The organism is Rhodococcus sp. IEGM 1372 (genome assembly GCF_030056835.1).
Taxonomy (GTDB): Bacteria; Actinomycetota; Actinomycetes; order Mycobacteriales; family Mycobacteriaceae; genus Rhodococcoides.
Genome location: NZ_JASHKS010000011.1, coordinates 98,330 through 125,270, shown reverse-complemented (window position 1 = coordinate 125,270; position 26,941 = coordinate 98,330). Strand labels below are relative to the sequence as shown.

General features: G+C 65.9%; 32 protein-coding genes. 16 read left to right on the top strand and 16 right to left on the bottom strand.

Annotation, left to right across the window (positions count from 1 at the left end; all coding sequences use genetic code 11):
• Nucleotides 1–78 precede the first annotated feature (78 nt).
• The 5 genes from QM590_RS12720 to QM590_RS12700 all read left to right on the top strand — a co-directional run bounded on the left by QM590_RS12720 (nt 79) and on the right by QM590_RS12700 (nt 4,636).
• On the top strand, nt 79–450 hold the full coding sequence (locus QM590_RS12720; RefSeq protein WP_269595052.1) for a hypothetical protein: 372 nt from the start codon (nt 79–81) through the stop codon (nt 448–450).
• Nucleotides 451–545: 95 nt separating this feature from the next.
• Nucleotides 546–1,523 (top strand): ABC transporter ATP-binding protein, encoded by a 978-nt coding sequence (locus QM590_RS12715; RefSeq protein ID WP_269595053.1) that lies wholly within the window; start codon nt 546–548, stop codon nt 1,521–1,523.
• A complete protein-coding gene (locus tag QM590_RS12710; RefSeq protein WP_094613927.1) occupies nt 1,523–2,293 on the top strand; it encodes an ABC-2 transporter permease family protein in 771 nt (256 codons plus the stop codon). Before QM590_RS12715 ends, QM590_RS12710 begins: the two co-directional genes overlap by 1 nt.
• 26 nt (nt 2,294–2,319) lie before the next feature.
• Nucleotides 2,320–3,777 (top strand): M20/M25/M40 family metallo-hydrolase, encoded by a 1,458-nt coding sequence (locus QM590_RS12705; protein WP_269595054.1) that lies wholly within the window; start codon nt 2,320–2,322, stop codon nt 3,775–3,777.
• 37 nt (nt 3,778–3,814) lie between these two features.
• The gene (locus QM590_RS12700) at nt 3,815–4,636 is read left to right on the top strand and encodes an adenylate/guanylate cyclase domain-containing protein (protein WP_121872242.1); all 822 of its coding nucleotides are present in this window, start codon (nt 3,815–3,817) and stop codon (nt 4,634–4,636) included.
• On the opposite strand, the gene thiD is transcribed toward QM590_RS12700, so the two are convergent.
• The gene (gene thiD / locus QM590_RS12695) at nt 4,598–5,452 is read right to left on the bottom strand and encodes a bifunctional hydroxymethylpyrimidine kinase/phosphomethylpyrimidine kinase (RefSeq protein WP_269595055.1); all 855 of its coding nucleotides are present in this window, start codon (nt 5,450–5,452) and stop codon (nt 4,598–4,600) included. The genes QM590_RS12700 and thiD overlap by 39 nt on opposite strands.
• Nucleotides 5,453–5,743: 291 nt before the next feature.
• On the opposite strand from thiD, the gene QM590_RS12690 reads away from it, so the two are divergent.
• From QM590_RS12690 to QM590_RS12680, 3 genes are all read left to right on the top strand, one after another.
• Nucleotides 5,744–6,070: a GNAT family N-acetyltransferase gene (locus QM590_RS12690; RefSeq protein WP_037186711.1), complete on the top strand. Its 327-nt coding sequence runs from the start codon at nt 5,744–5,746 to the stop codon at nt 6,068–6,070.
• A gap of 118 nt (nt 6,071–6,188) precedes the next feature.
• Complete coding sequence (locus QM590_RS12685; protein ID WP_269595147.1) at nt 6,189–6,542, top strand: GNAT family N-acetyltransferase; 354 nt, start codon at nt 6,189–6,191, stop codon at nt 6,540–6,542.
• A gap of 85 nt (nt 6,543–6,627) precedes the next feature.
• Nucleotides 6,628–7,224 (top strand): hypothetical protein, encoded by a 597-nt coding sequence (locus QM590_RS12680; RefSeq protein ID WP_269595056.1) that lies wholly within the window; start codon nt 6,628–6,630, stop codon nt 7,222–7,224.
• Here QM590_RS12680 and QM590_RS12675 read toward each other — a convergent pair.
• The 3 genes from QM590_RS12675 to QM590_RS12665 are packed head-to-tail and all read right to left on the bottom strand — an operon-like array spanning nt 7,194 to nt 9,576.
• The gene (locus QM590_RS12675) at nt 7,194–7,994 is read right to left on the bottom strand and encodes an exodeoxyribonuclease III (protein WP_269595057.1); all 801 of its coding nucleotides are present in this window, start codon (nt 7,992–7,994) and stop codon (nt 7,194–7,196) included. The two genes, QM590_RS12680 and QM590_RS12675, sit on opposite strands and share 31 nt — an antisense overlap.
• A gap of 11 nt (nt 7,995–8,005) precedes the next feature.
• Nucleotides 8,006–8,977, bottom strand: coding sequence for an N-acetylglutamate synthase, CG3035 family (locus QM590_RS12670; protein WP_442972438.1), 972 nt, complete (start codon nt 8,975–8,977; stop codon nt 8,006–8,008).
• Nucleotides 8,974–9,576, bottom strand: coding sequence for a peptide deformylase (locus QM590_RS12665; RefSeq protein WP_269595059.1), 603 nt, complete (start codon nt 9,574–9,576; stop codon nt 8,974–8,976). Before QM590_RS12665 ends, QM590_RS12670 begins: the two co-directional genes overlap by 4 nt.
• Nucleotides 9,577–9,871: 295 nt before the next feature.
• Here QM590_RS12665 and napA point away from each other — a divergent pair, with 295 nt between their 5' ends.
• From napA to QM590_RS12645, 4 genes are all read left to right on the top strand, one after another.
• Nucleotides 9,872–10,210 (top strand): nucleoid-associated protein NapA, encoded by a 339-nt coding sequence (gene napA, locus QM590_RS12660; RefSeq protein WP_032393769.1) that lies wholly within the window; start codon nt 9,872–9,874, stop codon nt 10,208–10,210.
• Between the two features lie 57 nt (nt 10,211–10,267).
• The gene (locus QM590_RS12655; RefSeq protein WP_068048091.1) at nt 10,268–10,801 is read left to right on the top strand and encodes a LytR C-terminal domain-containing protein; all 534 of its coding nucleotides are present in this window, start codon (nt 10,268–10,270) and stop codon (nt 10,799–10,801) included.
• 113 nt (nt 10,802–10,914) lie between these two features.
• A complete protein-coding gene (sodC, locus tag QM590_RS12650; RefSeq protein ID WP_269595060.1) occupies nt 10,915–11,625 on the top strand; it encodes a superoxide dismutase[Cu-Zn] in 711 nt (236 codons plus the stop codon).
• Nucleotides 11,588–12,757, top strand: a complete 1,170-nt coding sequence (locus QM590_RS12645) for a glutamate--cysteine ligase (RefSeq protein ID WP_068048097.1) — start codon at nt 11,588–11,590, stop codon at nt 12,755–12,757. The genes sodC and QM590_RS12645 overlap by 38 nt, the downstream gene beginning before the upstream one ends.
• Nucleotides 12,758–12,773: 16 nt before the next feature.
• Here the strand turns inward: QM590_RS12645 and mnhG are convergent, their stop codons facing one another.
• Genes mnhG through QM590_RS12615 form a run of 6 tightly spaced genes read right to left on the bottom strand, consistent with a single transcriptional unit; the run spans nt 12,774 to nt 19,142 of the window.
• Nucleotides 12,774–13,115 (bottom strand): monovalent cation/H(+) antiporter subunit G, encoded by a 342-nt coding sequence (mnhG, locus tag QM590_RS12640; protein WP_068048100.1) that lies wholly within the window; start codon nt 13,113–13,115, stop codon nt 12,774–12,776.
• Between the two features lie 19 nt (nt 13,116–13,134).
• On the bottom strand, nt 13,135–13,392 hold the full coding sequence (locus QM590_RS12635) for a monovalent cation/H+ antiporter complex subunit F (protein WP_269595061.1): 258 nt from the start codon (nt 13,390–13,392) through the stop codon (nt 13,135–13,137).
• Nucleotides 13,389–14,030 (bottom strand): Na+/H+ antiporter subunit E, encoded by a 642-nt coding sequence (locus QM590_RS12630; protein WP_411741330.1) that lies wholly within the window; start codon nt 14,028–14,030, stop codon nt 13,389–13,391. Before QM590_RS12630 ends, QM590_RS12635 begins: the two co-directional genes overlap by 4 nt.
• 2 nt (nt 14,031–14,032) lie before the next feature.
• Nucleotides 14,033–15,676 carry a Na+/H+ antiporter subunit D gene (locus QM590_RS12625; RefSeq protein ID WP_269595063.1) on the bottom strand — a complete coding sequence of 548 codons (1,644 nt, stop codon included), beginning with the start codon at nt 15,674–15,676 and terminating at the stop codon, nt 14,033–14,035.
• Nucleotides 15,673–16,296, bottom strand: a complete 624-nt coding sequence (locus QM590_RS12620) for a Na(+)/H(+) antiporter subunit C (protein WP_269595064.1) — start codon at nt 16,294–16,296, stop codon at nt 15,673–15,675. The genes QM590_RS12625 and QM590_RS12620 overlap by 4 nt, the downstream gene beginning before the upstream one ends.
• Nucleotides 16,293–19,142, bottom strand: coding sequence for a Na+/H+ antiporter subunit A (locus QM590_RS12615; RefSeq protein WP_269595065.1), 2,850 nt, complete (start codon nt 19,140–19,142; stop codon nt 16,293–16,295). The genes QM590_RS12620 and QM590_RS12615 overlap by 4 nt, the downstream gene beginning before the upstream one ends.
• 232 nt (nt 19,143–19,374) lie before the next feature.
• On the opposite strand from QM590_RS12615, the gene QM590_RS12610 reads away from it, so the two are divergent.
• Nucleotides 19,375–19,785, top strand: coding sequence for an NUDIX hydrolase (locus tag QM590_RS12610; RefSeq protein ID WP_197477955.1), 411 nt, complete (start codon nt 19,375–19,377; stop codon nt 19,783–19,785).
• A gap of 61 nt (nt 19,786–19,846) precedes the next feature.
• Entirely contained in the window at nt 19,847–20,599 is a 753-nt protein-coding gene (locus tag QM590_RS12605; RefSeq protein WP_269595066.1) for an isocitrate lyase/PEP mutase family protein, read from the top strand.
• A 57-nt stretch (nt 20,600–20,656) separates the two neighbouring features.
• Here QM590_RS12605 and QM590_RS12600 read toward each other — a convergent pair whose 3' ends face one another.
• The 5 genes from QM590_RS12600 to QM590_RS12580 form a co-directional block, all read right to left on the bottom strand.
• Nucleotides 20,657–22,834, bottom strand: a complete 2,178-nt coding sequence (locus QM590_RS12600; protein WP_269595067.1) for an AAA family ATPase — start codon at nt 22,832–22,834, stop codon at nt 20,657–20,659.
• 33 nt (nt 22,835–22,867) lie between these two features.
• A complete protein-coding gene (gene pssA / locus QM590_RS12595) occupies nt 22,868–23,722 on the bottom strand; it encodes a CDP-diacylglycerol--serine O-phosphatidyltransferase (RefSeq protein WP_037186737.1) in 855 nt (284 codons plus the stop codon).
• Between the two features lie 8 nt (nt 23,723–23,730).
• Nucleotides 23,731–24,447 (bottom strand): phosphatidylserine decarboxylase, encoded by a 717-nt coding sequence (locus QM590_RS12590; RefSeq protein WP_269595068.1) that lies wholly within the window; start codon nt 24,445–24,447, stop codon nt 23,731–23,733.
• 132 nt (nt 24,448–24,579) lie between these two features.
• Nucleotides 24,580–24,843 carry a GlsB/YeaQ/YmgE family stress response membrane protein gene (locus QM590_RS12585; protein WP_269595148.1) on the bottom strand — a complete coding sequence of 88 codons (264 nt, stop codon included), beginning with the start codon at nt 24,841–24,843 and terminating at the stop codon, nt 24,580–24,582.
• Nucleotides 24,840–25,304 carry an SRPBCC family protein gene (locus QM590_RS12580; RefSeq protein ID WP_068048129.1) on the bottom strand — a complete coding sequence of 155 codons (465 nt, stop codon included), beginning with the start codon at nt 25,302–25,304 and terminating at the stop codon, nt 24,840–24,842. Before QM590_RS12580 ends, QM590_RS12585 begins: the two co-directional genes overlap by 4 nt.
• A 169-nt stretch (nt 25,305–25,473) precedes the next feature.
• Here QM590_RS12580 and QM590_RS12575 point away from each other — a divergent pair, with 169 nt between their 5' ends.
• Both QM590_RS12575 and QM590_RS12570 read left to right on the top strand, forming a co-directional pair.
• Nucleotides 25,474–25,869 (top strand): hypothetical protein, encoded by a 396-nt coding sequence (locus QM590_RS12575; RefSeq protein WP_269595069.1) that lies wholly within the window; start codon nt 25,474–25,476, stop codon nt 25,867–25,869.
• Nucleotides 25,866–26,060, top strand: a complete 195-nt coding sequence (locus QM590_RS12570) for a helix-turn-helix transcriptional regulator (protein ID WP_068048135.1) — start codon at nt 25,866–25,868, stop codon at nt 26,058–26,060. The genes QM590_RS12575 and QM590_RS12570 overlap by 4 nt, the downstream gene beginning before the upstream one ends.
• Before the next feature lie 54 nt (nt 26,061–26,114).
• On the opposite strand, the gene QM590_RS12565 is transcribed toward QM590_RS12570, so the two are convergent.
• Nucleotides 26,115–26,912, bottom strand: coding sequence for a DUF1206 domain-containing protein (locus tag QM590_RS12565; RefSeq protein ID WP_149406577.1), 798 nt, complete (start codon nt 26,910–26,912; stop codon nt 26,115–26,117).
• Nucleotides 26,913–26,941: the final 29 nt, after the last annotated feature.

Below are 26,941 nucleotides of genomic sequence, written 5' to 3'. Positions count from 1 at the left end.
TACTCGAACACCATCTCCCGAATCTGCTCCCCTGTGAACTCAGCACTCAACATGCAGTAACCCTCCATAGCTTCTCGAATGACTCACCAGAAGCTTGGCAAAGAGGGTGCGCGCGGAATAGTGGCGGATACGGGGCCGATTCCGCGCGCATCTGGCAAACGCGCGCGCTTTTGCGGCCGTGCCCGTGTGACGCCGATGTGGCCGCTGCTGCCGACGCTCATGTGGCCGCGTGACGCCGATGCCGCCGACGCCGACGCCGACGCCGACGCCGCCGACGCCGACGATGTGACCGCTGCCTCCTCACATCCAGCAAACGCGCGCGCGTTCGTGAAACGCGTGCGGAATAGTGGCGAGTACGGGGACGATTCCGCGCGCGTCTGGCAAACGCGCGCGCTTTTGCGGCCGCGCCCATGTGACCGCGTGCCCAGCAGCCGCGTGCCGCCGAAGTGACCGACTGTCTCAGGGTTCTGTCATCCGAAAGGATGATGCAACTGACGACTGTGGGTCGATGTGCAGACCCTTGTCGGTGGGGGACAGTTGTACCCATGATCGAAGTGACAGGACTGACCAAGCAATACGGCGCGGTGACGGCGGTCGACAACCTCACCTTCACCATCAGACCCGGCATCGTGACCGGCTTCCTCGGCCCCAACGGCGCAGGCAAGTCGACGACCATGCGGATGATCCTCGGCCTCGACCGCCCCACCAAGGGAACGGCGACCATCGAGGGCAAGAACTACAGCCAACTCAAGCAGCCACTGCGTACCGTCGGCGCACTGCTCGACGCCAAATGGGTGCACCCGAACCGTTCGGCGCGTGCACATCTCGAGTGGATGGCGGCCTCCAACGGCATTCCGAAGTCGCGCGTCGACGAGGTGCTGCGTCTGGTGGGCCTGTCCGAGGTGGCCAAGAAGAATGCGGGCGGGTTCTCGCTCGGTATGTCGCAGCGGCTCGGGCTCGCCGGCGCGTTGCTCGGTGACCCCAAGGTGCTGCTGTTCGACGAGCCGGTCAACGGACTCGATCCCGAGGGCATCGTCTGGATCCGAAAGTTCATGCAGCGCTTGGCCGCCGAGGGGCGCACGGTGCTCGTCTCGAGCCACCTGCTCTCGGAGATGGCGCAGACTGCAGAGCATCTCATCGTCATCGGACGCGGCAAGTTGATCTCCGATTCCTCGGTGCAGGAATTCATCGACCATGCTTCCGAGGCATCGGTGCGCGTCCGCAGCCCGCAGCTCGACGGTCTGCGCCAGGCGCTGACCACCGCCGGTCTGACCGTGCGTGAGCCGGACAAGACCGACAAACTTCAGCCCTCGCTCGTGGTGCTGAACTCGACCACCGACGCGATCGGCGACATCGCCGGCCGAGCCGGAATCACATTGCACGAGTTGGCCTCCCAGCGAGGTTCGCTCGAGGAAGCATTCATGAAACTCACCGGAGACACAGTGCAGTATCACGGCGCGGGAGCCGACACTCCCAACACTCAGCAAGCAGGTCCTCAGCAAGCGATGGGCGGTGCACTCTGATGGGCGTTCTGGCAGCAGAGAGAATCAAGTTCACCTCGACCAAGTCGCCGTGGTGGTGCAGCGCGATCATCGTGGTGCTCGGTCTCGGGTTCGCGGCCATTCTGGGTTGGGCTGCGAAGTCGGCCCTGAGCCTCGACGCGCCCGACGGTATTCCGCCCACAACGGCTTCCGACGTCGTAGGACTCGGAGTCGGCACGTTCGGTTCGATGGTGCTGATGATCCTGGCCGCGTTGACCGTGACCAGCGAGTACCGGTTCGGGCTCATCCGCACCACGTTCCAGGCGGTGACCAACAGGGGATCGGTGCTGGCCGCGAAGGCTCTGCTGGTCGGCGTCTACGGTGCCATCCTGTCGTTCGTTCTCGCCGTGATCGGGCTCTACCTGGCGAAAGCTCTCGCCGGCGAGCAGGCGGGCGTATTGCTGGGGTTCGACGTCGACGGAACGTGGCGCATCCTCTACGGCACCGCCATCCTGGCGTTCTTGCAGGTCGTTCTGGCGATCGGCGTCGGCGCTCTCATCCGGCAGTCCGCAGGCGCAATCGCCATCCTGCTGCTGTGGCCACTGCTCATCGAGAACCTCGTCGGAGTGATTCCGAATGTGGGCGACAAGATTCAGCCGTTCCTGCCGTTCCTCAATGCCAATCACTTTCTCGGCTCCAGCGGCGGAATCGACTTCCATTGGGGCCCGATCGGCGGACTGATCTACTTCGTCGCGTTCACCGCGGTGATCTTCGGGGCAGCGGTGTTCGTCGTCAATCGTCGGGACGCCTGACGCCACTCGCCGGTAGGGTGTCCGCTATGCGGATTTCCTTACTTGCAGGTAGCGCTGTCACTGTCTTGATTCTGGCCGGTTGCTCGTCCACCTCGGACGAGGAACCGGCCAGAGTTTTCGCGACACCCGACGGGCCCGGCCTGTCTGCCGCGGTCACCGAGGAGGCCTTGGTGGGGCACCTCGAACAATTGGAAGCGATCGCCGCCGAGAACGACGGAAACCGCGCGGCCGGCACCGCCGGTTACGACGCGAGTGTCGATTACGTTGTCTCGCAACTCGAATCGGCCGGGTTCGAGGTCACCACCCCGGAATTCGAGTTCGAGACCTTCGAGGCGCAGACGCAGACCCTCTCGCTGGCGGGCACCGAGATTCCGGTGTTCGCGCTCAGTTACTCGCCAACCACCACTGCCGAGGGGATCACCGCACGCGTCGTCGGCGCTCCCGCCGGCGCAGACGGCTGCGAGGCAGCCGATTACACCGGTCTCGACCTGGCAGGAGCCGTCGCGGTCGTGCCACGCGGAGTGTGCCCGTTCGGCGTGAAGCAAACCGTCGCAGCAGAACTCGGTGCGGCCGCCGCGATCATCGTCAACAACGAACCGGGACCGCTCGATTCGGGCACGCTCGGCGACGCCGACACCGCTCGGATTCCGACCGGCGGTGTCAGCCAGGAGGACGGCGCGGCCGTTCTCGCCGCACCCGAGGTGACGCTGACGCTCGTCACCGAAACCGAAACGACCACCAGTCGCAACATCATTGCCCAGACCACCACCGGCTCCACCGAGAACGTCGTGGTCACCGGTGCCCATCTCGACAGCGTTCCGGACGGGCCCGGCATCAACGACAACGGAACCGGCACGGCGGCTGTCCTCGAGACCGCGCTGCAGATGGGCAGTGCCCCCGAGGTCACCAACGCGGTGCGTTTCGCGTTCTGGGGTGCCGAGGAGAACGGACTCGTCGGTTCCACCAAGTACGTCGAGGGCCTGTCCGACGAGGACAAGCGAAACATCGCTCTGTACTTGAACTTCGACATGATCGGCTCGCACAACGCCGGCTACCTCGCCTACGACGGAGACGACTCCGACCAGGTGGGTGAGCCCGCCGGACCGGCCGGATCCGACGCCATCGAGCGCACTTTCGTCGAGCGACTGGCCGAGGAGGGCGTAGCCGTCGACGGGACCGATTTCGACGGTCGCTCGGACTACGGCCCGTTCATCGAGGTCGGCATCCCCGCCGGTGGTGTGTTCAGCGGAGCGGACGAGAACAAGACCGCAGCGCAGGCCGAGAAGTGGGGCGGCACCGCGGATCAGACGTTCGACGAGAACTACCACACCGACCAGGACACCCTGGCGAACGTCGACCGCGCCGCACTGGCGAAGAACGGTGCGGCCGTGGCCTACGGCATCGGCGTCTACGCGCAGTCGGTGGAGGGCCCCAACGGGGTTCCGGTGGGTGCCGAGCGCGAGGCCGCGCGCGCCGAAGGGTGAGGGAAAGTATGTGTAACCGTGGGTTACGCTCGATGCTGTGAACGCAGTCGTCTCCTCGGTCGTGGAGTGGGTCCGCACCACCAACCGAGCGCCCGCGGTGGTCGGGGCGGTTCGGCGCGTGCGTCGCGCGCTACCGGGTGACCCCACGTTCGGCGATCCCCTGTCGATCGACGGTCCGGGCCGAGCCCTGGCGGTCGCCCGCGTCGCCGACAGGTTCCTGGCTGCGAACGGACTCGACGACGAACCCGGCGCGTCCCGCGAAGTGGGCCTCGGGGCGTTGCAGCTGTGGCAGGCGATCCTCGAACGTGCAGGCCGGGGTCGCGGTGAGCACGACGTCACCATCGTGTTCACCGACCTCGTCGGGTTCTCGTCCTGGTCGCTCCGGGCCGGCGACACCGCGACCCTGACGCTGCTGCGCAAGGTCTCCAAGGCCGTCGAACCCGAGGTCGCATTCCGCGGTGGCCACGTCGTCAAGAGGCTGGGCGACGGCATCATGGCGGTGTTCGCCGATGCGGGCAAAGCCGTCGACGCGGTCTTCGCGGCCCGCGAGGCCCTGAAGGGCGTCGACGTCGACGGCTACACCCCGACGATGCGCGTCGGCATCCACACCGGCAGCCCACGTCAGGTGGGATCGGACTGGCTGGGCGTCGACGTCACCGTCGCCGCCCGGGTGATGCAGACCGGCGGCAACGGCAACGTCATGATCTCCGCGTCGGCCCTCGAGGCGGTCCCGCCGGAGGTGCTCGACGCCTTGCGCGTGGTCTCCAAGCCCTATCGCCGCAGCTTCTTCGCTCCGAAGATCAAGGGCGCACCCGACGACCTACGCATCCTCCGACTCGTGCAGTCGCCACAGCGGTGACACCGGCCCGTGGCCTGCGCCCAGATCGTAGGACGCGGCCAGGCAGCGGGTGACCCACTCCTTGCCGAACGCCACCGCGTCGGGCATCGAGTATCCGTGCGCCAGGGCCGAGGCGATCGATGCGGCGAGGGTGTCTCCGCCGCCGTGATCGTTGCCGGTGTCGATGCGCTCGCTGGTGAACTCGAGGAAGGTGTCGCCGTCGAACAGCAGATCGGTGCTGTGCGTCGACGTCCGCAGGTGACCGCCCTTGACCAGGGCCCACTGCGCTCCCAATCCGTGTAGGGCCTCGGCGGCGCGGTGTGCGCTGGAGTCGTCGACCACATCGATGCCGGTGATCAGCCGAACCTCGTCGAGGTTTGGGGTCACGAGCGAGGCGATGGGAAACAGGGTGTGGCGGATGGCGTCGAGGGCTTCGGCGTGCAGCAGCGGGTCGCCGTGCATCGACGCGCACACCGGATCGACGACCAGGGGAACCGGCTGATCTCGGCCGATGCCCACCTCGGTGCAGACGGCCGTGACCGCTTCGATGATCGCGGTGGAGGCCAACATTCCGGTCTTCGCTGCGCCGACTCCGATGTCCGAAACGACGGAGCGAACCTGCGCTGCGACGACGTCCGGCGGAATCTCGTGGAAGCCCGTCACGCCGACGGTGTTCTGGACCGTGACCGCGGCGACGGCAACGCACGCGTGGACGGCGAGCAGCGCCATCGTTCGGCTGTCCGCTTGGATTCCGGCACCGCCGCCGGAGTCGGTTCCGGCGATGGTCAGCGCGCGGACGGGAGTCTCGCCGTTGGGCGTGAGCGGTAGGAACTTCACGAGAGAAGACAGTACCGGCGGGAGGGGAGACGGCGGTCTCGGCAGGCGAATCGGAGCGGCGAGTTCGTGGCGAAAACATGGGCCGGCCTTGAATGTTGTTGTATCACAACGTCGAACAGGGTTGCTTATGATCCGTACCAGCATTCCTGTCGGGTGGGACGGACGAACCTACGCATCCGAAGGTTTGTTGGTAGAAAAGGTGACAGAGCCACCATGCGCATGTTTAATAGTGGTGCACGTCACATCGGTTTCATTCGTTCATCACTCCACACACAGCGAAGGAGGCGTCCCATGCTGGCAAGTTCTCCTAGCGCTGATGTCTCGATCAACAAAGACCAGAACCGGTTCGAGCTTCGATTGAACGGCGATCTCGTCGGGATCGTCGGCTTCTACGAGGTCGAGGGAAACGGCAAGCGTGCGACGCGTACCCATGTCGTGTCCTTCATGCACACGGTCGTCACCGAGGATTTCGGTCATCAGGGGCTGGCCGGCATTCTGGTGCGCCGCGCGCTCGACAGTGCTCGGTCCTACGGCTGGAAGGTCAAGCCGGTCTGCACCTACGTGCAGCGCTTCGCCGCGGCCAACCCGGAGTACAACGACATGCTCGTCGCGCTCTGACGTTTCTTCCAAGGTTGTCGATCGGTCACGGTAGGGCCGGTCACATTCAGGGCACGACTCGGCGACGATCGATGCACTCGCCTCGCGTCACATGGACAACACTGGTCTCATGAGTGACATGAGTCACATACTTCCACGTCGGGTTCACGGGCCCGCTCCTGTCGACCGGCCCGTCGTTCGTATCGAGGACGACGTCGATCACAACAGGTTCGATCTCTTCGTCGACGACGAACTCGTCGGCATTCTCGGGTACCGCTTCGGTGAGGGCGACGACGGCGGTGTCGGCCCGGTCGTCGCGCTGATGCACACCGTCGTCAAGGAGGAGTACGGCGACCGCGGGTGGGCGGGCGTGCTGGTGCGAGCCTCGCTCAACACTGCTCGCGATCGGCGGTGGCGCATCGTCCCGATCTGCACGTACGTCCGGCGCTATCTGGCGCAACACGAGGAGTTCCTGGATCTGATCGCCGATTAGAGAGCAGTGCTCTTGTTTTACCGCTACATCGAGTGAATGCTGCTTCCTGTAGAGAGCGCCGCTCTCGAAAGGATGGCCTTTCCCGATGCCTGTAGCCCTGTATCTGTTCGTCGGAGTCATGTTCGCCGCATATCCCGCACTGCGCCCCTACTCGGACGAGGTAGGCGTCGCGGGAGCCGACGCCTTCGCATCCTCGAATTGGGTGCTCGCCCACACCTTCGCCATGCTCGGCTTCGTCGCGCTCGCGCTGACCGTGCTCTACACCGGTCGACGGTCCGATCTTGCGGTCGTGACCACCTGGATCGGCGTCGGGTTGGTGCTGCCGTACTACGGCGCAGAAACCTTTGCCCTGCATGCGCTGGGTGTCGATGCCGTACAGAACGCGAACCCGGGCCTGATCGATCTGGCCGACCCGATTCGGTACTCGCTCGTGCAGTCCGTCATGTTCGGGCTCGGACTGGTGCTGATCGGCGTCGGGCTGGTGGCATTCGCTCTACGCAACCGCTACGCCGTGGTGCTCGCTGCAGGGTTCGTGCTCTTTCTCCCGCAGTTCTACACCCCGCCGGCCGTGCGGATCGCGCATGGAGTGCTGATCGCCGTCGGGGCGATTGTTGCCGCCAGGGCCGTGGCGAACAGGTCGGCGGACGCTGTTCAGCCGATCTCCACGATCACCGGAGCGTGATCGCTCGCCCCCTTGCCCTTGCGCTCCTCGCGGGCGATCGACGCACCGGTCACTCGAGCCGCCAGGGCAGGGGAGGTCAACGCCATGTCGATGCGCAGACCCTGCTTCTTCGGGAAGCGCAATTGTGTGTAGTCCCAGTAGGTGTACGTCCTGGGCTCGGGGGTGAACTGCCGCGTCACCTCGGTGAAGCCGGCGTCGCCGAACGCGGTGAAGGCGTCGCGCTCGGCCTGCGAGGTGTGGGTCTTGCCCTCGAACAGTGGAGGATCCCAGACGTCGTCGTCGGTGGGCGCGATGTTCCAGTCGCCCACGAGTGCGATCTGCGCCTGCGGATCCGCTGCCACCCACGCCTGTGCGTCGGCCTTCAGCGCAGCGAGCCACTCGAGCTTGTAGGTGTAGTGCGGATCGGCGAGTTCGCGGCCGTTCGGCACGTACAGGCTCCAGACCCGAACCCCGTCGCACGTGGCACCGATGGCGCGGGCCTCCTGAGCGGGGTCGATCTCGGGATCTTTGCTGAACCCGGGCTGATCCTCGAACCCGACCTGCACGTCGTCCAGGCCGACGCGAGACGCGATCGCGACGCCGTTCCACTGACTCAGCCCGACGTGGGCCACCTCGTACCCGATGTCGGTGAACCGCTGATACGGAAACTGTGCGTCCTTGCACTTGGTTTCCTGCATCGCCAGCACATCGACATCGGATCGCTGCAGCCAATCGACGATTCGATCCTGACGAGAGCGGACGGAGTTCACATTCCAAGTAGCCAAGCGCACGGGAACGAACCCTATCGAACGCCCCCGACAGGGTTCGGACCCGTCGCGCTCTCGGGCCGGGCGTAGCGATAACGATGATGGTCCTCGAAGCCCAGGTCTCGGTACAGGGCAACGGCTCGGGTGTTCTCGACCGCCACCTGCAGGTAAGCGTGCGTCGCGCCGTGCTCGCGACCCCAGCGGACCAGTTCGCCGCACATCAAGGTGCCGAGCCCGTTGCGGCGGTGCTCGGGGGAGACCCAGAGCGAGGTCAATCCCACCCAGCAGCGACCGTCAGGGGCGGTGGTGACGGCAGCGCGACCGACGGCGGCTGCCGACGACGAGCGCGCGCCGATCATGCCGAAACCGAGGGTTCCGCCCCGAACCGCCGAGACCACCTCCGCTGCGCCCGCGGGAGCCGCGCGGCCCTGGTAGTACAGGCGATCCAGCCACTCGGCTGTCGGCTCCGCGGTGACGGCGGTGGCCGAATCTCCATCTCGCAGAACGAGTTTCGAGATGTCCGCGGCCATGACGGCACTTTCGTTGTACGTCGACCAACCCGCCGGGGGAGTGCCGAGGCGATCGGGAAGGGCGAGCGTCGGCGTTAATCCACAAGCGGCGTATCGGGCTGTGATGCGTGCCAGCGTCTCGGGTGCCGTCGACGCTCCGGGCTCGAGCGGCACGGCCGAATTGGCGCGGCCGGTGAACCCGTGACCGAAACGCAGTTGCCAGCCGTCGATCCATTCCCGATCGACGCCCGGCAAGCCGTCGGCAGCGGCAGCCTCGAGGGAGCGAATTTCCGAGGTTCGAATCGGCTTGGGCCCCAAGGGTTTCAACGCCACGATTCGTTCGGCTGCAACCTGCACCAGTGTGCCGTCCCTGCCGCGCACCACGACCGCACCGGCGTCGATCGACACCAGTTCGCCGATCACGTCCGTCATCGGGTGGGTGTGGCCGGGTGGCAACCGATAGCGAAGCATCACCCGCGTACCCACCGGAACGGTCAGTCGTCGTCCTCGTCGTCGTGGCCGAACGGGTCGTCCACCGTGCCGGGCGTCCAGCTCAGCCCGGGCACGCCCCACCCGGCGCGCTTGATGGCCTTCTTCGCGGCCCGTGCGTGCCGACCGATGAGCACGTCAGTGTAGAGGAAACCGTCGAGATGCCCCACCTCGTGCTGGAGCATCCGAGCGAAGAAGCCGCGACCTTCGATGTCGACGGGCTCGCCCTCGGCGTCCGTACCGGTCACGCGAGCCCACTCGGCGCGCCCGGTGGGGTGCTGCTCGCCGGGGACGGACAGGCAGCCCTCGTCGTCGTCGTCCGGGTCGGGCATCGTCTCCGGGATTTCCGACGTCTCGAGCACCGGGTTGACGACCTCGCCGCGGCGGCGGAAGACCTTGCCGTCCTCGCCTTGATCGGGGCAGTCGTAGATGAACAGACGCTTGCCGACGCCGACCTGATTCGCGGCGAGTCCGACGCCGTTCGCGGCGGCCAACGTCTCGTACATGTCGGCGATCAGCTCGGCCAGCTCGTCGGGTGACTCGGTGACGGGAGCGGTTGCGGTGTGCAGCACCGGATCGCCGACGATCCGGATGGGAAGAATTGCCATGGTCGACAAGGATACCGGGAGTGGAGCCTGCGGAATGACCCAGTGGTGCGGGAGTGGAGCCTGCGGAATGACCCAGTGGTGTGCGTCGCGCATGCGGTCGAGTAGGTGGAACACGCCACGCGCGGGCAGCCCGCAGGAGCCGTGTCCCCGGCGTCGGACATGGTTGAATGATCCCCGAAGTACAACTGTGTAATTCGGTCGGCGCTCCTACGGGTGTCGGCAGTACTGGGGGAAGCAGATTTCTCCGGGTGGGTGATCCTGCCGACCCTGGGAAGTCGAGAAGTCGAGGAGTGGGATGGACGGCGCAGCAGCGCGTGACTCGAACCAGTCTCAGCAACCGGGAAGTTCGGACGGCTCTCAGGATCCGAACGAGGTCGGTGCGGACGGACTGAGTCGACGAGAGCACGACATCCTGTCCTTCGAGCGGCAGTGGTGGAAGTACGCCGGGGCCAAGGAAGAGGCCATCAAGGAACTCTTCTCCATGTCGGCGACCCGCTACTACCAGATCCTGAATGCGTTGGTCGATCGTCCCGAGGCGCTCGCCGCGGATCCGATGTTGGTCAAGCGCCTGCGCCGGTTGCGTGCGAGCAGGCAGAAGGCTCGTGCGGCACGTCGGCTGGGTTTCGACGTCTGAGCAGGTCTTGCGTTCCGTGTGCCGAGTCGCCGTCGACGGTCGGCTAGGGTCGATCAGGTGAGCAGCCCGAACCCGGAACAGACCGGGCCACCACTCCGCGCCCTGGCCATGGTGTTGATCTCGCTCGCGATCCTGTTCGCAGCGATCGGGGCGTTGTCTCTGACGGGTTCCGATTCCGACGATGCGGCCGCCGAGCCCGCCGCCGAGACGACGAGCGCACCGGCCGCGGTCGCACCGACCGCACAGGCTCCTGCAGCCCAGGTTCCCGCGGGCGATTCGTCGACCGGTGCCGCGGCACCCACCACCACCTCGGGCGCACCCGCCGACGTCGAAGTGCGGGTACTCAACAACTCCAACGTCTCCGGCCTGGCCGCCGGTACCGCCAGCACGTTGACCGCCGAGGGTTGGAACGTCGCCGAGACGGGCAACTTCAGTGAAGACCAGTTCGCGCAGACCGCGGTGTACTACGGCACGACGGCAGGTGAGGAACAGGCCGCGCAGACCATCGCCACGCAGCTCGGCGTCCCGGCCGAACCCAAGCCGACCTCGCTCGAATCCACGGCAGGCGTCGTCGTCATCGTGACCCAGTAGTCCTGCAGCGGCCAGTTCCACAGCGTCGACCTCCGTGCCCGATTCGGCCGAATCGGTCGGCACGTTATCATTTCCGAGCCCGGCGAAACTGCCTGAAAGAGGAGCGATTTCCGATGGACATGTTCAAGCGACGCACTGCCGCGACCCGATCGTTGCGTTACGTGGCCCCGGTCCTCGCGATCGCAGCTCTCGGGCTCTCCGCCTGCAGCAACGGCGAGGTCCCGTCCGACGTCCCCGGCACCGTCCCGCCGGTGTGGACCGGAGAGGCCGATCCGTCGGCAGAAGCTGTCGCCGGCGACAGCCCGGCCGAGTCGAGCTCCGGCGACATCATCGAGGCCGCACTGCGCGACGCCTCCGGTGCCGAGGTCGGCACGGTGTCGTTCGCGTCCGAGGGCGACAAGCTCACCGTCACCGCCGAGGTCGAGGGCATGACCCCCGGCTTCCACGGCTTCCACGTTCACACCGTCGCCGCCTGCGAGCCGAACTCCGTGGCACCGACCGGCGGGGAGCCCGGCGCATTCCTGTCCGCGGGCGGTCACCTGCAGGTCGACGGCCGCACCGAGCACCCGTCCAGCGGTGACCTGACGTCCATCCAGGTCGGCGAGGACGGCACCGGAATGCTCGTCACCACCACCGACGCGATCACACTCGACGATCTGCGTGCCGACGGTGCCGGAACCTCGGTGATCGTGCACGACGGTGCCGACAACTTCGCCAACATCCCGCCGCGGTACACCCTGCCCGACGGTGCCGCCGTGCCGGACATGACGACTCTGATGACCGGCGATGCCGGCTCGCGGGCGGCGTGCGCGGTACTGCAGTAGTTTGAGCGCTCCCCGGATCGACTTCGCGAGTTCACCGCGCCCGACGCTCGGCGTCGAGTGGGAGATCGCGCTGGTCGACAAGAACACGCGAGACCTGGTCAACTCCGCCGAGGCGGTCATGGACGGTGTGCGCGACCTGGCCGGGGACACCCCGCGGGTGACGAAGGAACTGCTCCGCAACACCGTCGAACTCGTCACCGGAGTGTGCGAGAACGTCGGGGAGGCGATGGCAGACCTCGGTGAGTCTCTCTCGCTCGTCGAGCGCGCAGCGGATCCGCTGGGGATCGATCTGTTCTCGGCGGGGACCCATCCGTTCGCGGAGTGGTCCACCCAGCAGCTCACCAGTTCCCCGAGTTACGACGAGTTGATCGCTCGGACGCAGTGGTGGGGTCGGCAGATGCTGATCTGGGGTGTGCACGTGCACGTGGGAGTGTCGTCTCCCGACAAGGTCTTTCCCATTCTCAACTCACTGCTGCTGCAGTACCCGCACCTGCTGGCACTGTCGGCGTCCTCACCGATCTGGGCGGGCAACGACACCGGCTACGCCAGCAATCGTGCGTTGATGTTCCAGCAGCTGCCGACGGCCGGGCTGCCGTTCCAGTTCGAGAACTGGCCGCAGTTCGAGGGATTCGTTCGTGATCAGCTCAAGACCGGCGTCATCGAGCAACTCGGCGGCATGCACTGGGACATCCGCCCTGCCCCCAAGTGGGGAACCATCGAGGTTCGGGTGTGCGACGGGGCGTCGACCAAGCGGGAGCTCGCGGCTCTCGTCGCGTTGACGCACTGCCTCATCGTCCATCTCGACGAACGTCTCGAAGCGGGGGAGACCCTGCCGTCGATACCGCCGTGGCACGTGCAGGAGAACAAGTGGCGGGCTGCCCGGTACGGCCTCGATGCCGAGATCATTCTCGACTCCGACAGCAACGAACGTCTGGTCACCGACGACCTGAACGACCTGCTCGAGAAGCTGACGCCGACGGCCGTCCGGTTGAACTGCGTCGACGAGTTGGCCGCGGTGGCCGACATTCCGCGGCTCGGGGCGTCCTACCAGCGTCAGCGGGCGGTGGCAGCGAAATCCAACGGTGACCTGCGAGCCGTCGTGGAATCGTTGGTCACCGACCTCCGCACCTGATCCGGCGCGGCTCGCACTACTCGTCGGGGTCGTTCGGTTCCATCTCGTTGACGATCAGCAGACCGTCGCGACCCCGCTGTTCTCGGTAGGCGACGCGGCCCACGGTATGCGCGATCACCGGAGCGGTGACCAGCGTGAAGATGCCCACCAGCACGAGCATCCAGATGTCGACGTTGCCGCGCAGGCTGATGATGGCACCGATCAGCACCATGATCAGACCAACCACCTGCGGCTTGGTGGCCGCGTGCATCCGCGAGAGGGTATCGGGGAAGCGCACGATGCCGACGGCTGCGGTGAAGGCGAGCAGTGCTCCGAACAGGATGAAGGCAGAGGCAATGACCTGGGCTACGGTGCTCATTCGTCCCTCACTGTGTCACTCATTCGTCCCTCACTCTGAATCGCGCGATGCTGACCGACCCGACGAAGCTGACCAAGGACAGCGCGACGATGGCCGGTACGAGGGTGGTGTCGCGGCTGTAGACGGCCCACACACCGAGACCGCACATCGAGACGGCCAGGATCGTGTCCATCGCGACGAGACGGTCGAGCGTGCTCGGTCCGTCGAGCAGTCGGTATGCGGTGAGGACCGCGGCACCGATCAGGAGGGCTCCGGCTATCGCCAGGACGACGGTCACGACCAGTCCCCCTTCCTCTTGTCGTCGGTCTTCTTGTCGTCTCTCGGGGCGTCGCGGTCCCTCGATGCCGGATCGTCACCGAGCACTCCGTGGTACTGCTCGTACTCCTGGAAGTGCAGCGGGCTCGGCTTCCAGTCGGAGTCTCGCTCGAACGCCGCGATGAAGAGTTTCTCCAGGTTTCGTACGTAGGCGTAGAAGCCGTCGACGGCCTTCTGCGTGCCCATGTCCAACACGTGCACGTAGAGCAGGCGTCGGGTTCGGTCTATCTCGAGCACCATGGTGCCGGGCACGAGGTTCATCGCGTCGACGAACAGGGTGAGCACCAGATCGGACTTGATCGCGATGCGGCAGCGCAGCACGCCGGTGACCGGCGGTGCTTTCGGGCGGATCGCCAACCAGGCCACGCTGAAGCTCGATTCCATTGCGTAGTACAGGAATACGACGGCCAGCTTGACGAGTGAGAACACGTGGATGCGGCCCTCGACCGGAACGCGAGGCAACGGCAGCAGCACCATGATGAGCAGCCCCACCGCGATACCGCCGAGGATGTTCGCTGCAGAGACGTTGCCCCACAACAGAACCCAGATGGCGGTCAACCACGCGAGAGTCCACAGGCGTAGCAGAAGCGAACGGTTCATCTTCATCGAGTGCCTTCCTCGTCTCCGCGCGCCTGCTCGACGGCCTGATCTCCGACGAATTCCGCTCCGCGTACCGCATCGATGTACACCGACCGATCGCGAAGATCTGCCGCGGCGCGATCGCTGATGTCGATGATGGGGCCGGCGAACACCGTCATGGCCAAGCCGACGGCGACGAGCCCGATGGTCGGAAGCAACATGAAGGCGGGCATCCGGCCCACGTCCTCGCGGTCACCGAACTGGATGTCGGACGAGTCGTCGAGAAGAGCGGACGGGCTGTTGTCCGCCAGGTCGCCCTCGGGAGCGTCGGCGCGAGCGCGCCAGAACGCCTTGGTCCAGACACGGGCGACGACGTACAGCGTCAAGAGGCTGGTGACGGTGCCACCGGCGACGAGCAGCCAGGCCAACACGCTGCCCTGCTCGCTACCGGCCTGCAGCAGTGCGACCTTGCCGATGAAGCCCGAGAACGGCGGAATGCCACCGAGATTGAGGGCCGGCACCAGGAACACGATCGCCAGCACCGGGCTGGCCGCAGCCAGACCGCCGAGGCGTCGAAGCGACGACGAACCGGCCTGACGCTCGATGAGACCGACGACGAGGAACAGTGTCGTCTGCACCAGAATGTGGTGGGCGACGTAGTAGATCGAGCCGGACAGGCCCGATTGCGTCGACAGCGCGACGCCGAAGATCATGTAGCCGATATGGCTGACGAGGGTGAACGACAACAGTCGCTTGATGTCGCTCTGTGCGATGGAGCCGAGGATGCCGACGAGCATCGTCAGCAGGCCGCAGACCATCAGTACGTTGTCGAGTGAGCCGTCGGGGAACAACAGGGTGTGCGCGCGGATGATCGCGTACACACCGACTTTCGTCAGCAGGCCGGCGAACACGGCGGTGACCGGTGCCGGGGCGGTGGGATACGAGTCGGGCAGCCACGTCGAGAGCGGGAACACCGCGGCCTTGATGCCGAACGCGACCAGCAGGACCGCGAAGATCGCGGTTCGGGTTCCGGGGGTGATGTCGTCCATGCGTACCGCGATGTGGGCCAGGTTCAGCGTCCCGGTTGCGCCGTAGACCAGCGCGATGCCGATCAGGAAGATCAGCGAGGACACCATCGACACCATCACGTACGACACGCCCGCGCGCACGCGGTCGGCACTCGCGCCGAGTGTCAGCAGCACGAACGAGGCCGCGAGCAAGACCTCGAAGCCGACGAACAGATTGAACAGGTCGCCTGCGAGGAACGCGTTGCAGACACCTGCGGTCAACGCGAGGTAGGTCGGCAGGAAGATCGAGACGGGCTGATTCTCGCTACCGTCGCGGATGCCCTGGCCGATCGAGTAGACCATGACGGCCAGCAGCACGATGGACGAGACGACGAGCATCATCGCCGACAGGCGGTCCACCACGAGGGAGATGCCGAGGGGTGAGTCCCAACCGCCGACCTGCAGCGCGCTGGTGCCGTCGCGATCGGCGAGGTAGAGCATCATCGACGACACCGCGACCACCGCGGTCAGCGCGACGATGGTGATGAAACGCTGAGCGCGGGGACGTCGACCCAGCACCAGAGTCATCGCTGCTGCGAGCATCGGAATCAGCACCGGCAGCGGAGTCAGGACGTCGATCACACCTGGGGAGATCGTCATCGGTCGTCTCCCTTCTTCTCGGGCCTGCTGTCGTCCTTCTCGGCTGTGTCGATGCCGTCGAGCCCACGCACCTGCGGGTCGTCGTCGTCGTTGTCGAAATCCCCGTCGTGCAGATCCTCGTAGCACTCGAGGTCTTCGAGGTTTCTGATCTCCTCGAGCGGAATCGGATTGCCCTTGGAGTCGAACGCGTCGCCGCCGAAGCTCGGCTCGCCGGTCACCGGGTCGTCCGAGCGGTCGCGGTCGGGGGCCTCGGCCATCGAGCGACGCCGGGAGACCTTGGTGTCCTCGGGGTCGTTCTCGACGTCGTCCTTGGTGTTGAGGGTGAAGGACCGGTACGCCAGGGCCAGCACGAACGCCGCGATTCCCATCGTGATGACGATTGCCGTCAGAATCACCGCCTGGGCCAGGGGATCCGCCATCTGCTGGTTCACCGCGTTGTCGCGGCCCACGATGGGCGGGGCTCCCGCAGGGCCGCCGACGGTGAGCAACAGCAGGTTGACGCCGTTACCGAACAACAGCAACCCGAGCAGCATCTTGGTGATGCTGCGTTCGAGCAGCAGGTAGACACCCGATGCGACGAGGACACCGGTGATGATCAGCATTCCGAGATCTGCGGTCATTGGGCGCTCACTCGGCCTTGGCTCTGCATTTCCACCTGTGCGTCGAGACGGGCACCGAGACTACGGAGCACGTCGAGTACCAACCCGACCACGATGAGGTACACACCGAGGTCGAAGAACAGTGCGGTGACCAACTTGATGTCGCCGAGGATCGGCAACGTCACCTCCAACGTGGCCGAGGACAGCGCCGGCGCTCCGAGGAACATCGACGCCACTGCCGTGCCTGCCGCGAAGATCAACCCGAGACCGAGGATCTTTCCGGCATCGATCGGCACCGCCTCGCCGAGTTCGTAGCGCCCACCTGCGAGGTACCGCAACACCAGCGCCAAGCCGGCAGTGAGACCACCGGCGAAACCACCACCCGGAGCGTTGTGGCCGGAGAAGAAGAAGTAGATCGAGAGCACCATGATCGTCGGGAAGATCAACCGTGTCGTGACCTCGAGAATCAACGAGCGATGACGCGGATCGATCAGATCACCACCGAGCAGCCACGTCGTCTCCGCCGCGTAGTTCGCATCCGAGGACGATGCGGGGGCGTCGGACACCCGCGGAGCGCTGCCGAACCGGCGGTTGCGGAAGACCAGGCTGGCCACGCCCGTTGCCGCGACGAGCAGAACGCAGATCTCGCCGAGGGTGTCCCAGGCGCGGATATCGACGAGGATCACGTTGATGACGTTCTTGCCGTCGCCCAGGTCGTATGCGGCGTCCGGTAGGAGTAGTGACACCGGGGCCGTGTTTCGGGCGTTCATCGCGAATGCGCCCAGCACACTGACGGTCGCTCCGACGGCGACGGCCAACACGGCACGGGGGCCGCGCGATCCGGCCGAGCCGCGGTCGTCGACCTCGGCCGGCAGCTTGCGCAGCACCAACACGAACACGACGAGGGTGAGGGTCTCGACCAGGAACTGAGTCAGTGCCAGGTCCGGTGCACCGTGAATGGCGAAGATGACGCCGCAGCCGTAGCCGGTGAGCCCGACGAGGATGACGCTGGCCAGACGGTTGCGCATCACCGTGGCTCCGAGGCCACCCGCGATCATGATCACCCCGATGACCAGCTGCAATGGGGTGTTCCACAGCGTGTAGTCCAAGCCCGTGTCCTGGCCGACGAGCAGCACGATCATCGGTAGCAGCACCAGTGTCAACAGGATGGTGCCCTGAGTGAGGGGGAGTGAACCGCGCTGCGTGGTGCCGGTGAGGCGAATCGACAGGGTGTCCATGGACTTGAGCACGTTGTCGTAGATGCGGTCTGCGTTGCCGAGCGGGGGATGCTCGAACTTGAGCCGGTTGACGACGCGGTGGGCGACGAACAGTCCGACACCACCGGTGACGACGACGACGGTCAGCGCGAGCGGAAGGTTGAAACCGTGCCAGAGGGCCAGGTGGTAGGGCTCCTGGCCGTACGACGGCAGCGTGCGAGCGTACGGGCTGACGATGCGATCGACGATGGAGGACGCGAATCCGGCGACCAGACCGAGCACCGCCAGGAAGGCGGGTGCGGCGAGGAACAGGGCTGCCGGCGCGTGCATCGCCTTGACCGACGGACTCGCCCGCTTGAGCTGCTTGCGCGCGAACGCGCCCCAGACGAACCGAATGCTGTAGGTGACCGTGAGTATCGAGCCGATCACCAGGCCTGCGACGACGAAGGCCGCGACCGTGGGATCGAGCGTCGGGGTGCTGATCACGGCCGACAACGCCGTCTCCTTGCCGACGAACCCGAGCATCGGCGGAAGTCCGGCCATGCTGGCCGCGGCCAGCGCGGCTATCGCGGCGAGCCAGGGAGCCTTCTTGCCCAGGTGGGCCAGTTTGCGGATGTCGCGGGTGCCGGTGGTGTGATCGATGATGCCGACGACCATGAACAGCGCCGCTTTGAACATCGCGTGGGCGATCACCATCGTCAGGCCGGCGAGCATCGCCTTCTCCGAGCCGATGCCGACCAACACCATCAGGAAGCCGAGCTGGCTGACGGTGCCGAACGCGAGTATCAGCTTGAGGTCGAATGCGCGTAGAGCTCGCCACCCCGCCAGGATCATCGACAGCAGTCCGAGGCTGATCACCGTGGCTCGCCACGGGCCGGAATCGGCGAACCCCGGGGCCAGGCGCGCGACCAGGTAGATGCCCGCTTTGACCATGGCAGCGGCGTGAAGATAGCCGCTGACCGGTGTCGGGGCGGCCATGGCTCCGGGGAGCCAGAAGTGCAGTGGCACGATGGCCGACTTGCTCAGTGCGCCGATGAGGACCAGCACGATCGCGACACCGGGCAACCAGCCGCCCGGCGCGTTCGCGACCAGCTCCGAGAGGTTGTAGGTGCCGGACACCTGGCCGAGGATGATGATGCCGACCAACATCGCCAGGCCGCCCGCGGTGGTGACGAGCAGTGCCTGGGTGGCCGCTCGTCTGCTCGACGCTCGCTCGGCGTAGTGGCCGACGAGCAGGAACGACAGGACGGTGGTGACTTCCCAGAAGATGTAGAGCACCAGCATGTTGTCGCTGGTGATGAGGCCGAACATCGCACCGGAGAAGGCGACCATTTCGGCGGCGAACAGCCCGAGCCGGGGCTCGTCGTCCTCGAAGTAGCGCGCACAGTAGAGCAGAATCAGTGCGCCGATGCCGAGGACCAGCAGCGACATGATGGCCGCGAGGGAGTCGAACCGCATGTCGATGTTCATCGACAGGCCAGGGACCCATTCGATGTTCAGTTTCTGTTCGGTTCCCCAGTTGCCGAACACCCAGATCAGGCTGAGCAGGGGTACGAGCGCGAGCGGGAAAAAGGCATTGCGACCCCACCAGCGGACGAACAGTGGCGCGAGCAGCGCGGCGGCGGCGTGCGCAAGAAGAATGGCGAGCAAAAATCACTCCGTCGTCTCGGTCGCATCGGCGATGAAACCGAGCGGTGGTCGTAGGGCGGCGATGAGTAGGGTGTGCGAAGTCCGTGTGAAGTTCGATGTGAAGCTTTGAGAAATAATGAACCGGTTGCCGAGCGGCAGCCGCGAGTTGTCGTTGTCCACTTTACTTTGCGAGGTAGGCGGCGTGCCAGGCGGTACAGAACGGTGCGGGTCCGTGAGTGAGGGGAGCGCGTCGGTGACCGATCCGAGGCTCATTCGGACCGCCGGGCTGGCGTACGTCCGAGATCGTCGAATGATCCAGACCCGATCGGCCGGAAAATCCGCGTTCTACATGGCGGGTGGAAAGATCGACCCGGGCGAGACGCCCGAGCAAGCACTGCATCGCGAGATCAGGGAAGAGCTCGATGCAGCGGTGACGGACGCCCGGCTCCTCGGGGTGTTCGAATGTGAGGCCTGGGGGCACCCGGCAGGAACCCCGCTCGAGATCACGTGTTTCCTCGCCGATCTGGCGACCGAGCCGACGCCGACCAGCGAGATCGCAGAGATCAGGTACTTCACCCGAGACGAGTACGCCGCCATGCCGGACGTCGCTCCGGGATCGCTGATGGTGTTCGACCGGATGAAAGCGCTCGATTTGATCGACTGAAGCGCGTATGTTGGTCGTAGAGAGAACGTACGTTCTCTGTCGGTCACCGCGAAGGAGTCTCATGACGAACCTGTCCCAGAAAGCCACCACCCTGCTCGAGCTGCACCAGCCGGGCAACCCGGTCGTATTGCCGACGGTGTGGGACGCCTGGTCTGCCAACCTCGCCGTCTCCGCCGGGTTCACCGCGCTGACCGTCGGAAGCCACCCCGTCTCGGACTCCATCGGCAAGCCGGACAACGAGGGCATCACCTTCGACGAACTGCTCACCCGCATCTCGCAGATCTCCGCCGCCGTGGACGCACCCCTGTCGGTCGACATCGAATCCGGCTACGGCGAGGACCCCAAGCGACTCATCGACGGACTGATCTCTGCCGGAGCCGTCGGCCTCAACATCGAGGACACCGTGCACAGCGAAGGCGGACGCCTCCGCGAAGCGCAGGAACATGCCGACTTCGTCGGAGCACTGCGCGCAGCATCCGACGCCACCGACGTCCACGTGGTCATCAACGCCCGCACCGACCTGTTCGTCAAGGCGATCGGCGACGAGAGCGACCGCGTCGACCGCGCCATCGCCCGGCTGAAGCTGTGCGCCGCAGCCGGTGCCGACTCGCTCTACCCCGTCGGCTTCCACAACGACGCGGACTACAAGCGTCTCGCCGAGGAACTCCCGCTGCCGATCAATGCCATCGCCAACCCGGCCGAGGGCGACCTGTCGCACTTCGCCTCCCTGGGCGTGGGTCGCATCAGCTTCGGCCCGATCTTCCAGATGGAACTGGCCAAGCGGGCAGAGGAAATCCTCGGCCGCTGGAAGTGAGTGCTGCGCAGTGGTGCGGTTGAGCGCCCCAGAGGGCACTTAACCGCACCACTGCCGCTAGGCACTCCCGTAGGCCCGCAGATGCGCCACCTGCTCGGGATCGAGTGACGGTCTGACCGTCGCCCGAGCGGCGGCGACATCGGCGGCGGTGACGTCGGCCGCATCCATCGACCGACGCATCGCCGTCAACGCGGCCTCGCGCAGCAACGCCGCGCAGTCGGCCGCGGAGTAGCCGTCGAGATCGCGCGCCAACGACTCCAGATCCACGTCCTCGGCGAGCGGGATGGATTTGCCCGACGCCCTCAGGATGTCCACGCGGGCATCGGAATCCGGCGGCGGCACGAAGACGAGCCGCTCGAGTCGGCCCGGCCGCAGCAGTGCGGGATCGATCAGATCGGGTCGGTTGGTTGCCCCGAGTACGACGACGTCACGCAACGGTTCGACGCCGTCGAGTTCGGTCAGCAGCGCCGCGACGACTCGATCGCCGACGCCGGAATCCGAACTCTGGCCGCGTCGGGGCACGAGCGCATCCACCTCGTCCAGGAAGATCAGCGAGGGAGCGGAATCTCGGGCGCGTTGAAAGAGTTCTCGGACAGCCTTTTCCGAGGAGCCGACCCATTTGTCCATCAGCTCCGCGCCTTTGACCGAGTGCACGCTGAGCTGCCCGGAGCTGGCCAGTGCGCGCACGAGGAACGTTTTGCCGCAGCCGGGCGGACCGTACAGCAGAACTCCCCGCGGCGGTTCGATTCCCAAGCGCGCGAACGAATCCGGATGGCGTAGCGGCCACAGTACCGCCTCTGTGAGTGCCTGCTTGGTCTCCACCATGTCGCCGACGTCGTCGAGCGTGAGACTGCCGATCGCCAGTTCTTCGCTTCCCGAACGCGACAGCGGGCGAATCACCTGCAGAGCGCCCACCAGATCGTCCTGCGTCAACGAGGCCGCGGCCGAATCGTTCGATGCGCGCGCCGCCGCCCGCAGCGCCGCCTCCCGCGTCAGGGCGGCCAGATCGGCGACCACGAAACCCGGTGTCCGTGAGGCGATTTCGCCCAGGTCGACGTCGCCCTGCGGAACTTTTCGGAGCAGATGCTCCAGCAATCCCTTGCGGCCTGCCGCGTCGGGCAGGGTCAGGGTGAGTTCACGATCGCACAGGTCCTGACCGCGCAGTCTGGGATCGGTCGCCTCCGGATGGGCCGTCGTCGCGATCAGGGCGAGACCCGGAGTGTCGACGGCCCGGCGCAGTACTTCGAGGACGAACGTGGACGCCGGTTCGGGCTCGGAGGGCAACAACGCGTCGATGTCGGTGATGAGCAGAACCCCGGAGCCGGCGAGTTCGTCCACTGCCGCGGTGACGCGATCGACCCGGGCCGACGCCTCGAGCGCACCGATCGACGGTCCGTCCAGCACGACGCATGCGCGTTCACCGACGACCGCGCACGCCAACGTCGCCTTGCCGACCCCGCCCGGTCCGGTGATCAACACCCCCAGATGCGGCGATGCGCCGAGCGTCGCCAACAACTCCGACTCGTCCAACGCCAGCCGCAGCCACTCGGTCAGCTTGGCCGCCTGCGCGCTCACTCCCACCAGATCGGCCGCGCTCACCCTCGGTGCCGTGGCTTTCGGTGGCGCTGTCACAGGTGCGGATGCCGATGCAGCGACGGTGCCGGAGCCCCACCCGACCGCCGAATTGGGTTGCACACTCACCGGCCCACCCGACGGGTCGACGGCCGAGACCGTCAACAGCTCGGTGGTCCACGCGACCCCGAATGTCCTCGACAGCGCCTGAGTCGCAGATGTCGTCGAGGTTCCGGGGCCGAGATCGCGGGGGAGGAGTGAGACGGTGTCGCCCACCGTCAGCACCTTGCCGAGCAACGCTTGTCGCAGGGTGGCGTCGGAGATGGAACCGGTGGCGAGCGCGGAGCCGGTCACAGTGACGGCCTTGGCCCCGTAGACGGTGACGGGTCCGACTGCGACAGAGGCATTTTCGCGAAGGCCGGTGTTGGAGAGCGTCACGTCGTCCAGCAACGCGGTGCCCTGAGGTGATCCCTCCGGAGCCACGGCGACGACGGCGGCTGTGCGACGAGAACCGATGAGCGACACCGCATCCCATTCCCGCAGGCCCAGAGCCGCAAGGACTTCCGGATGCAGGCGCACGACGCCGCGTCGGGCATCGGCCGCCGAGGTGTTGAGGCGGGCAGTGAGAACGAGCTCAGGCGTCGTCGAGCGAGATTCGGTCACCACAGCCACACTAACGGGTCGGCTCCGCGCGGATCAGCTGCGAGGCCGACGCAGTCCCAGACGAGCCTGCGACCGCCGGTTGTTACCCGGCGCCCGGCGGATGGCCCGACGCTCGGCGCGACGCTCGGCCGGCTTGGCGTCCCAGGTGTACGGGCGCGCGGCGGTCCACCGCTGCGAGCGCACTGCGAACGGGATGTGCACCAGGTAGGCCAACACCAGGCCCATCAGCAGGATCAGCGGGAACGTGATGAGCGCGGCTGCGAGCAGTGCGACGAGCACCAGCAGGATCGCGGCCAGTCGCGGCGGCACCGAGACCGTCTTGAGCGCGAGCGTGGGGATGCGGCTGACGATGAGACCGGCGGTGAGGATCGCCCATCCGGCGACGACGTAGAACGAGGCCCACCAGCCGTCGCCGAACTGCTCGAAACCCGCGATCGGTGCCATGGCGATGAGCGCCCCGGCCGGTGCGGGAACACCGGTGAAGTACTCGCGCGCGTAGGCAGGAGTGTCGTCCTCGTCGAGCAGAGTGTTGAAGCGCGCGAGGCGGAGCACGATGCTCACCGCGTAGACCAGCGCCACGATCCAGCCGCCGCTGCTGCCCTCGAGCAGTGTCACGTACAGCACCAGCGCAGGGGCTACACCGAACGAGATGGCGTCGGACAGCGAGTCCAGTTCGGCACCGATCTTGCTGGTGGCGTCGAGCAGTCGGGCGATGCGACCGTCCAACGCGTCGAGGATCGCAGCGGCACCGATCATGGCGAGTGCGGTGCCGAGCTGGCCGTCGAGGGCGAACTTGACCGCGGACAGGCCGGAGCACAGCGCGAGAATCGTGACGACGGACGGGAGCAGACGAATGGCAGCAGGTGGCTTGGCGCGTCTGGTGATCATGTCGGTTTCTACTGCGAAAGCTCGGCGAGCACTGTTTCGGCACCGACGGCCCGCTGGCCGCGTTCGACCAGCAGGGTGGTGCCCGCCGGGAAGTAGGTGTCCACGCGGGATCCGAATCGGATCAGTCCGTAGGTGTCGCCGATCGACAAGGTGTCGCCGACCTTGGCGTTGTTGATGATGCGTCGCGCAATGAGGCCGGCGATCTGCACGACGGCGACATCCTGACCGGAAGCGGTTCTGATGTGCATGCTGTTGCGCTCGTTGACCTCGCTGGCCTCGGCGAGGTCGGCGGATTTGAACTGGCCGCGACGGTGCACCACTTCCACGACTTTTCCGCCGACGGGAACACGCTGTACGTGGACGTCGAGGACGGAGAGGAAGATGCTGACGCGCGGGACCGGCTCGGAGCCGAGAGCGAGCTCGGCCGGAGGAACGGCAGTGTCGACGAGTGTGACCAGGCCGTCGGCGGGAGCGACGACGACGCCGGGGCGATTCGGCGGCACTCGCGACGGGTGGCGGAAGAAGGTGGCGCAGGCTCCGGCGGCAACGAGGCCGGCGTTGCGGACCCACTTGGAGCGTCGACCGAGAACGGCGACGGCCAGCGGACCGCCGACGAACGGCAGCCCTGCGGGGTGTAGCGGTGGAATCGTTTCACGGACCAAGTCGACGATGTGAGCCGCTCCGGTGCGGGGCGGTTGACACATCGGGGCGGGACGGCGTGCCACGGTCTCCTCTAACTTTTGTCGGACAGGTGTCGGCAGGTCGTGGTGCTGCGAGCGAATCGTGCGTCAACACGCGACTGCCGGAGCCATCACAGCGTACGTGAGGGCCCCGGCAGTCGAGAGGTGCGAGTGAGATCAGACGCGGCTGCGGCCCGTCACGAGCTTGACCAGGAACAGCAGGATGCACGCGCCGAGCAGGCAGGTGATGAAGCTGAAGATGATTCCGCCGCCCTCGACGTCGAGGAACGTGCTGAGCAGGAATCCGCCCAGGAGGCCGCCGATGATGCCGACGACGATGTTCAGGATGATGCCCATCTGAGCATCCGTCTTCATGATCTTGCTACCGAAACGACGGATGCCCGCGGGAAACAAACCTGAAACCTTCCTGAGAAAAGTTATTTCTGGCTGGACTTCTCGCTCTCGGCCTTGATTCGACGCAGGGTCTTGTTCATGCCCTCGACGAGTTCGACGTCGAACTCGTCGATGCCCCCGAGGATGCGCTTGACCAGCAGTGACGACACTGCCGTGGTGCCCGTCGGTGCCTCCCGCTTCTCGACGACGGTCGTTCCGGTCGCGGTGGGAGTGAGCGTGTAGGACCAGATCGTCTTGTTCTCCACGACGCGGAACGCGAGTTCGCGGTTGGGTTCGAAGGTGACGACCTTGGCGGTGGTCGGCCAGACGAGCATCCCCTTGCGGTTGACGTTGAGCGTCTTGGTGCCCTTGCCGACCGGTCCGCCGAAGACCTTCATCTTCTTGCACTGCGGGCTCCACTCGCCCATGCGTTGCAGGTCGGAGACGATCGACCAGACGGTCTCGGGGCTCGCGGCGATGTCGATCGTGGCTTCGAGAGTCTTGCTCAACGTGGGCCTCCAGGTACGTGTGACTGAACGTTACGACAAATCGGTCACAGCATATGTGTGTCCGAGCTCATAGCGAAACGGGACGAAGAGGAATGTAAGAGAAGTTTGACATCGGAATCGAGTGGGGGTGAGATATGTCAAAGAACTCGTACACGCACGGGAGGTTGTGATGAGGGTCGCACTGTCACGAGTCCCCGCAGTAGTTCTCGGAATTGCCCTCGCCGCCGGTGTCGGGATCGTCGCCGCATCGGCGAGAGAAGACGGCGGGTGGCAGGTAGGTCTGGTGTTCGCCGCGGCGGTGGCCCCTGCCCTCGTCGGAGCGATGTGGACATTGGTTCCGCAACGATCACCGAAGATGCCGGAGAATCCGGAGGATTCCGTCGAGTTCCAGTGGTTGCAGCACGCGTCGTCCGGTGCCTTCTTCGACCTGATGATCGCACTCGGCCTCGCGTCGGCTGCCTCGGCGATACTCGACACGGAGTTGGTTCCGGTAGTCGCGTTTCTGGTGTTGGCCATGGCGGACGTGGCCGTGCGGTACCTGGTCGTCTCGCGTACGCAGCGGTGACTTCAAACCACGTGCACCGGCTGCGCACTGCTGCCGGTTTGTCACAACAGCAGTGCGCCGACGCGGTCGGCGTCAGCAGGCAGACGATCATCTCGATCGAGAAGGGCCACTTCGACCCGCGGCTCTCTCTCGCGTTCCGCCTGGCCCGGCTGTTCGAGGTCAGCGTCGACGAGTTGTTCGATCCACGGTGATGAAGCGACCCCGCGCAGGTGAACGGAAACTCGTAGCAGGCTACGAAGTTTCGCTCACATGCGAGCGAAGCGAGCCAACACGAAGGCATAGAGCCCGTAGAGCGCGATGCCCACGCCGGCGAGGATCAGCAGGACCTGACCGTACGGCTGCGAGCCGAGAGTCTTGAGAGCACCGTCGATGCCGGTGGCCTTGGACGGATCGGACTGCAGAACTGCCACCACGACGAGGAGTCCGGCTCCGACGAGTGCCGCGCCCTTGGCGGCGTAACCGGCGATGCCGAGTTTGACGACGGCCCCGCTCTGGTGTCCTTCGAGATCGTCGAGGAAGTTCTTCGAAACGCCCTTGTAGACGTGGTATCCGCCGACTCCGATGACGACCAGCGCGACGGCGATGAGCACGAGCTTGCCGCCGCCGGATTCCATCAGTCGCGCGGACCAGCCGGCGTTCTGTTGTCCGCTGGACTTGCCCGAGCCGGTCGCGAAGCCGTAGGTCGAGAAGGCGAACGCGATGTAGACGACGGCCAGCGCGCCTGCTTTGAGACGGTCCATGGCACTCCCGGCGCCGGCGTCGGATTTCTTGCCGACGATCGCTTCGACGATGCGCCACAGCGCCAGCGCCACGAAAGCCACCACTGCCACCCAGAGCGCGATCTTTCCGCCGGGCTTCTCGGCCAGCTCGGCGAGTGCACCGGACTGGTCTGCGTTGCCGGCCTGGCCGAAGGCCAACCGGACGGCGATGTATCCGATCAGAATGTGCAGCACTCCGCTGACGAAGTGACCGGCTCGCGCTGCTTTCTCGAATGCTCCGTTGTTCTGCACGGAACTGGCCACAGAATTTCCCGACGTGTTCACGAACGTTCCCCGATCAGTTGATTTGGGCA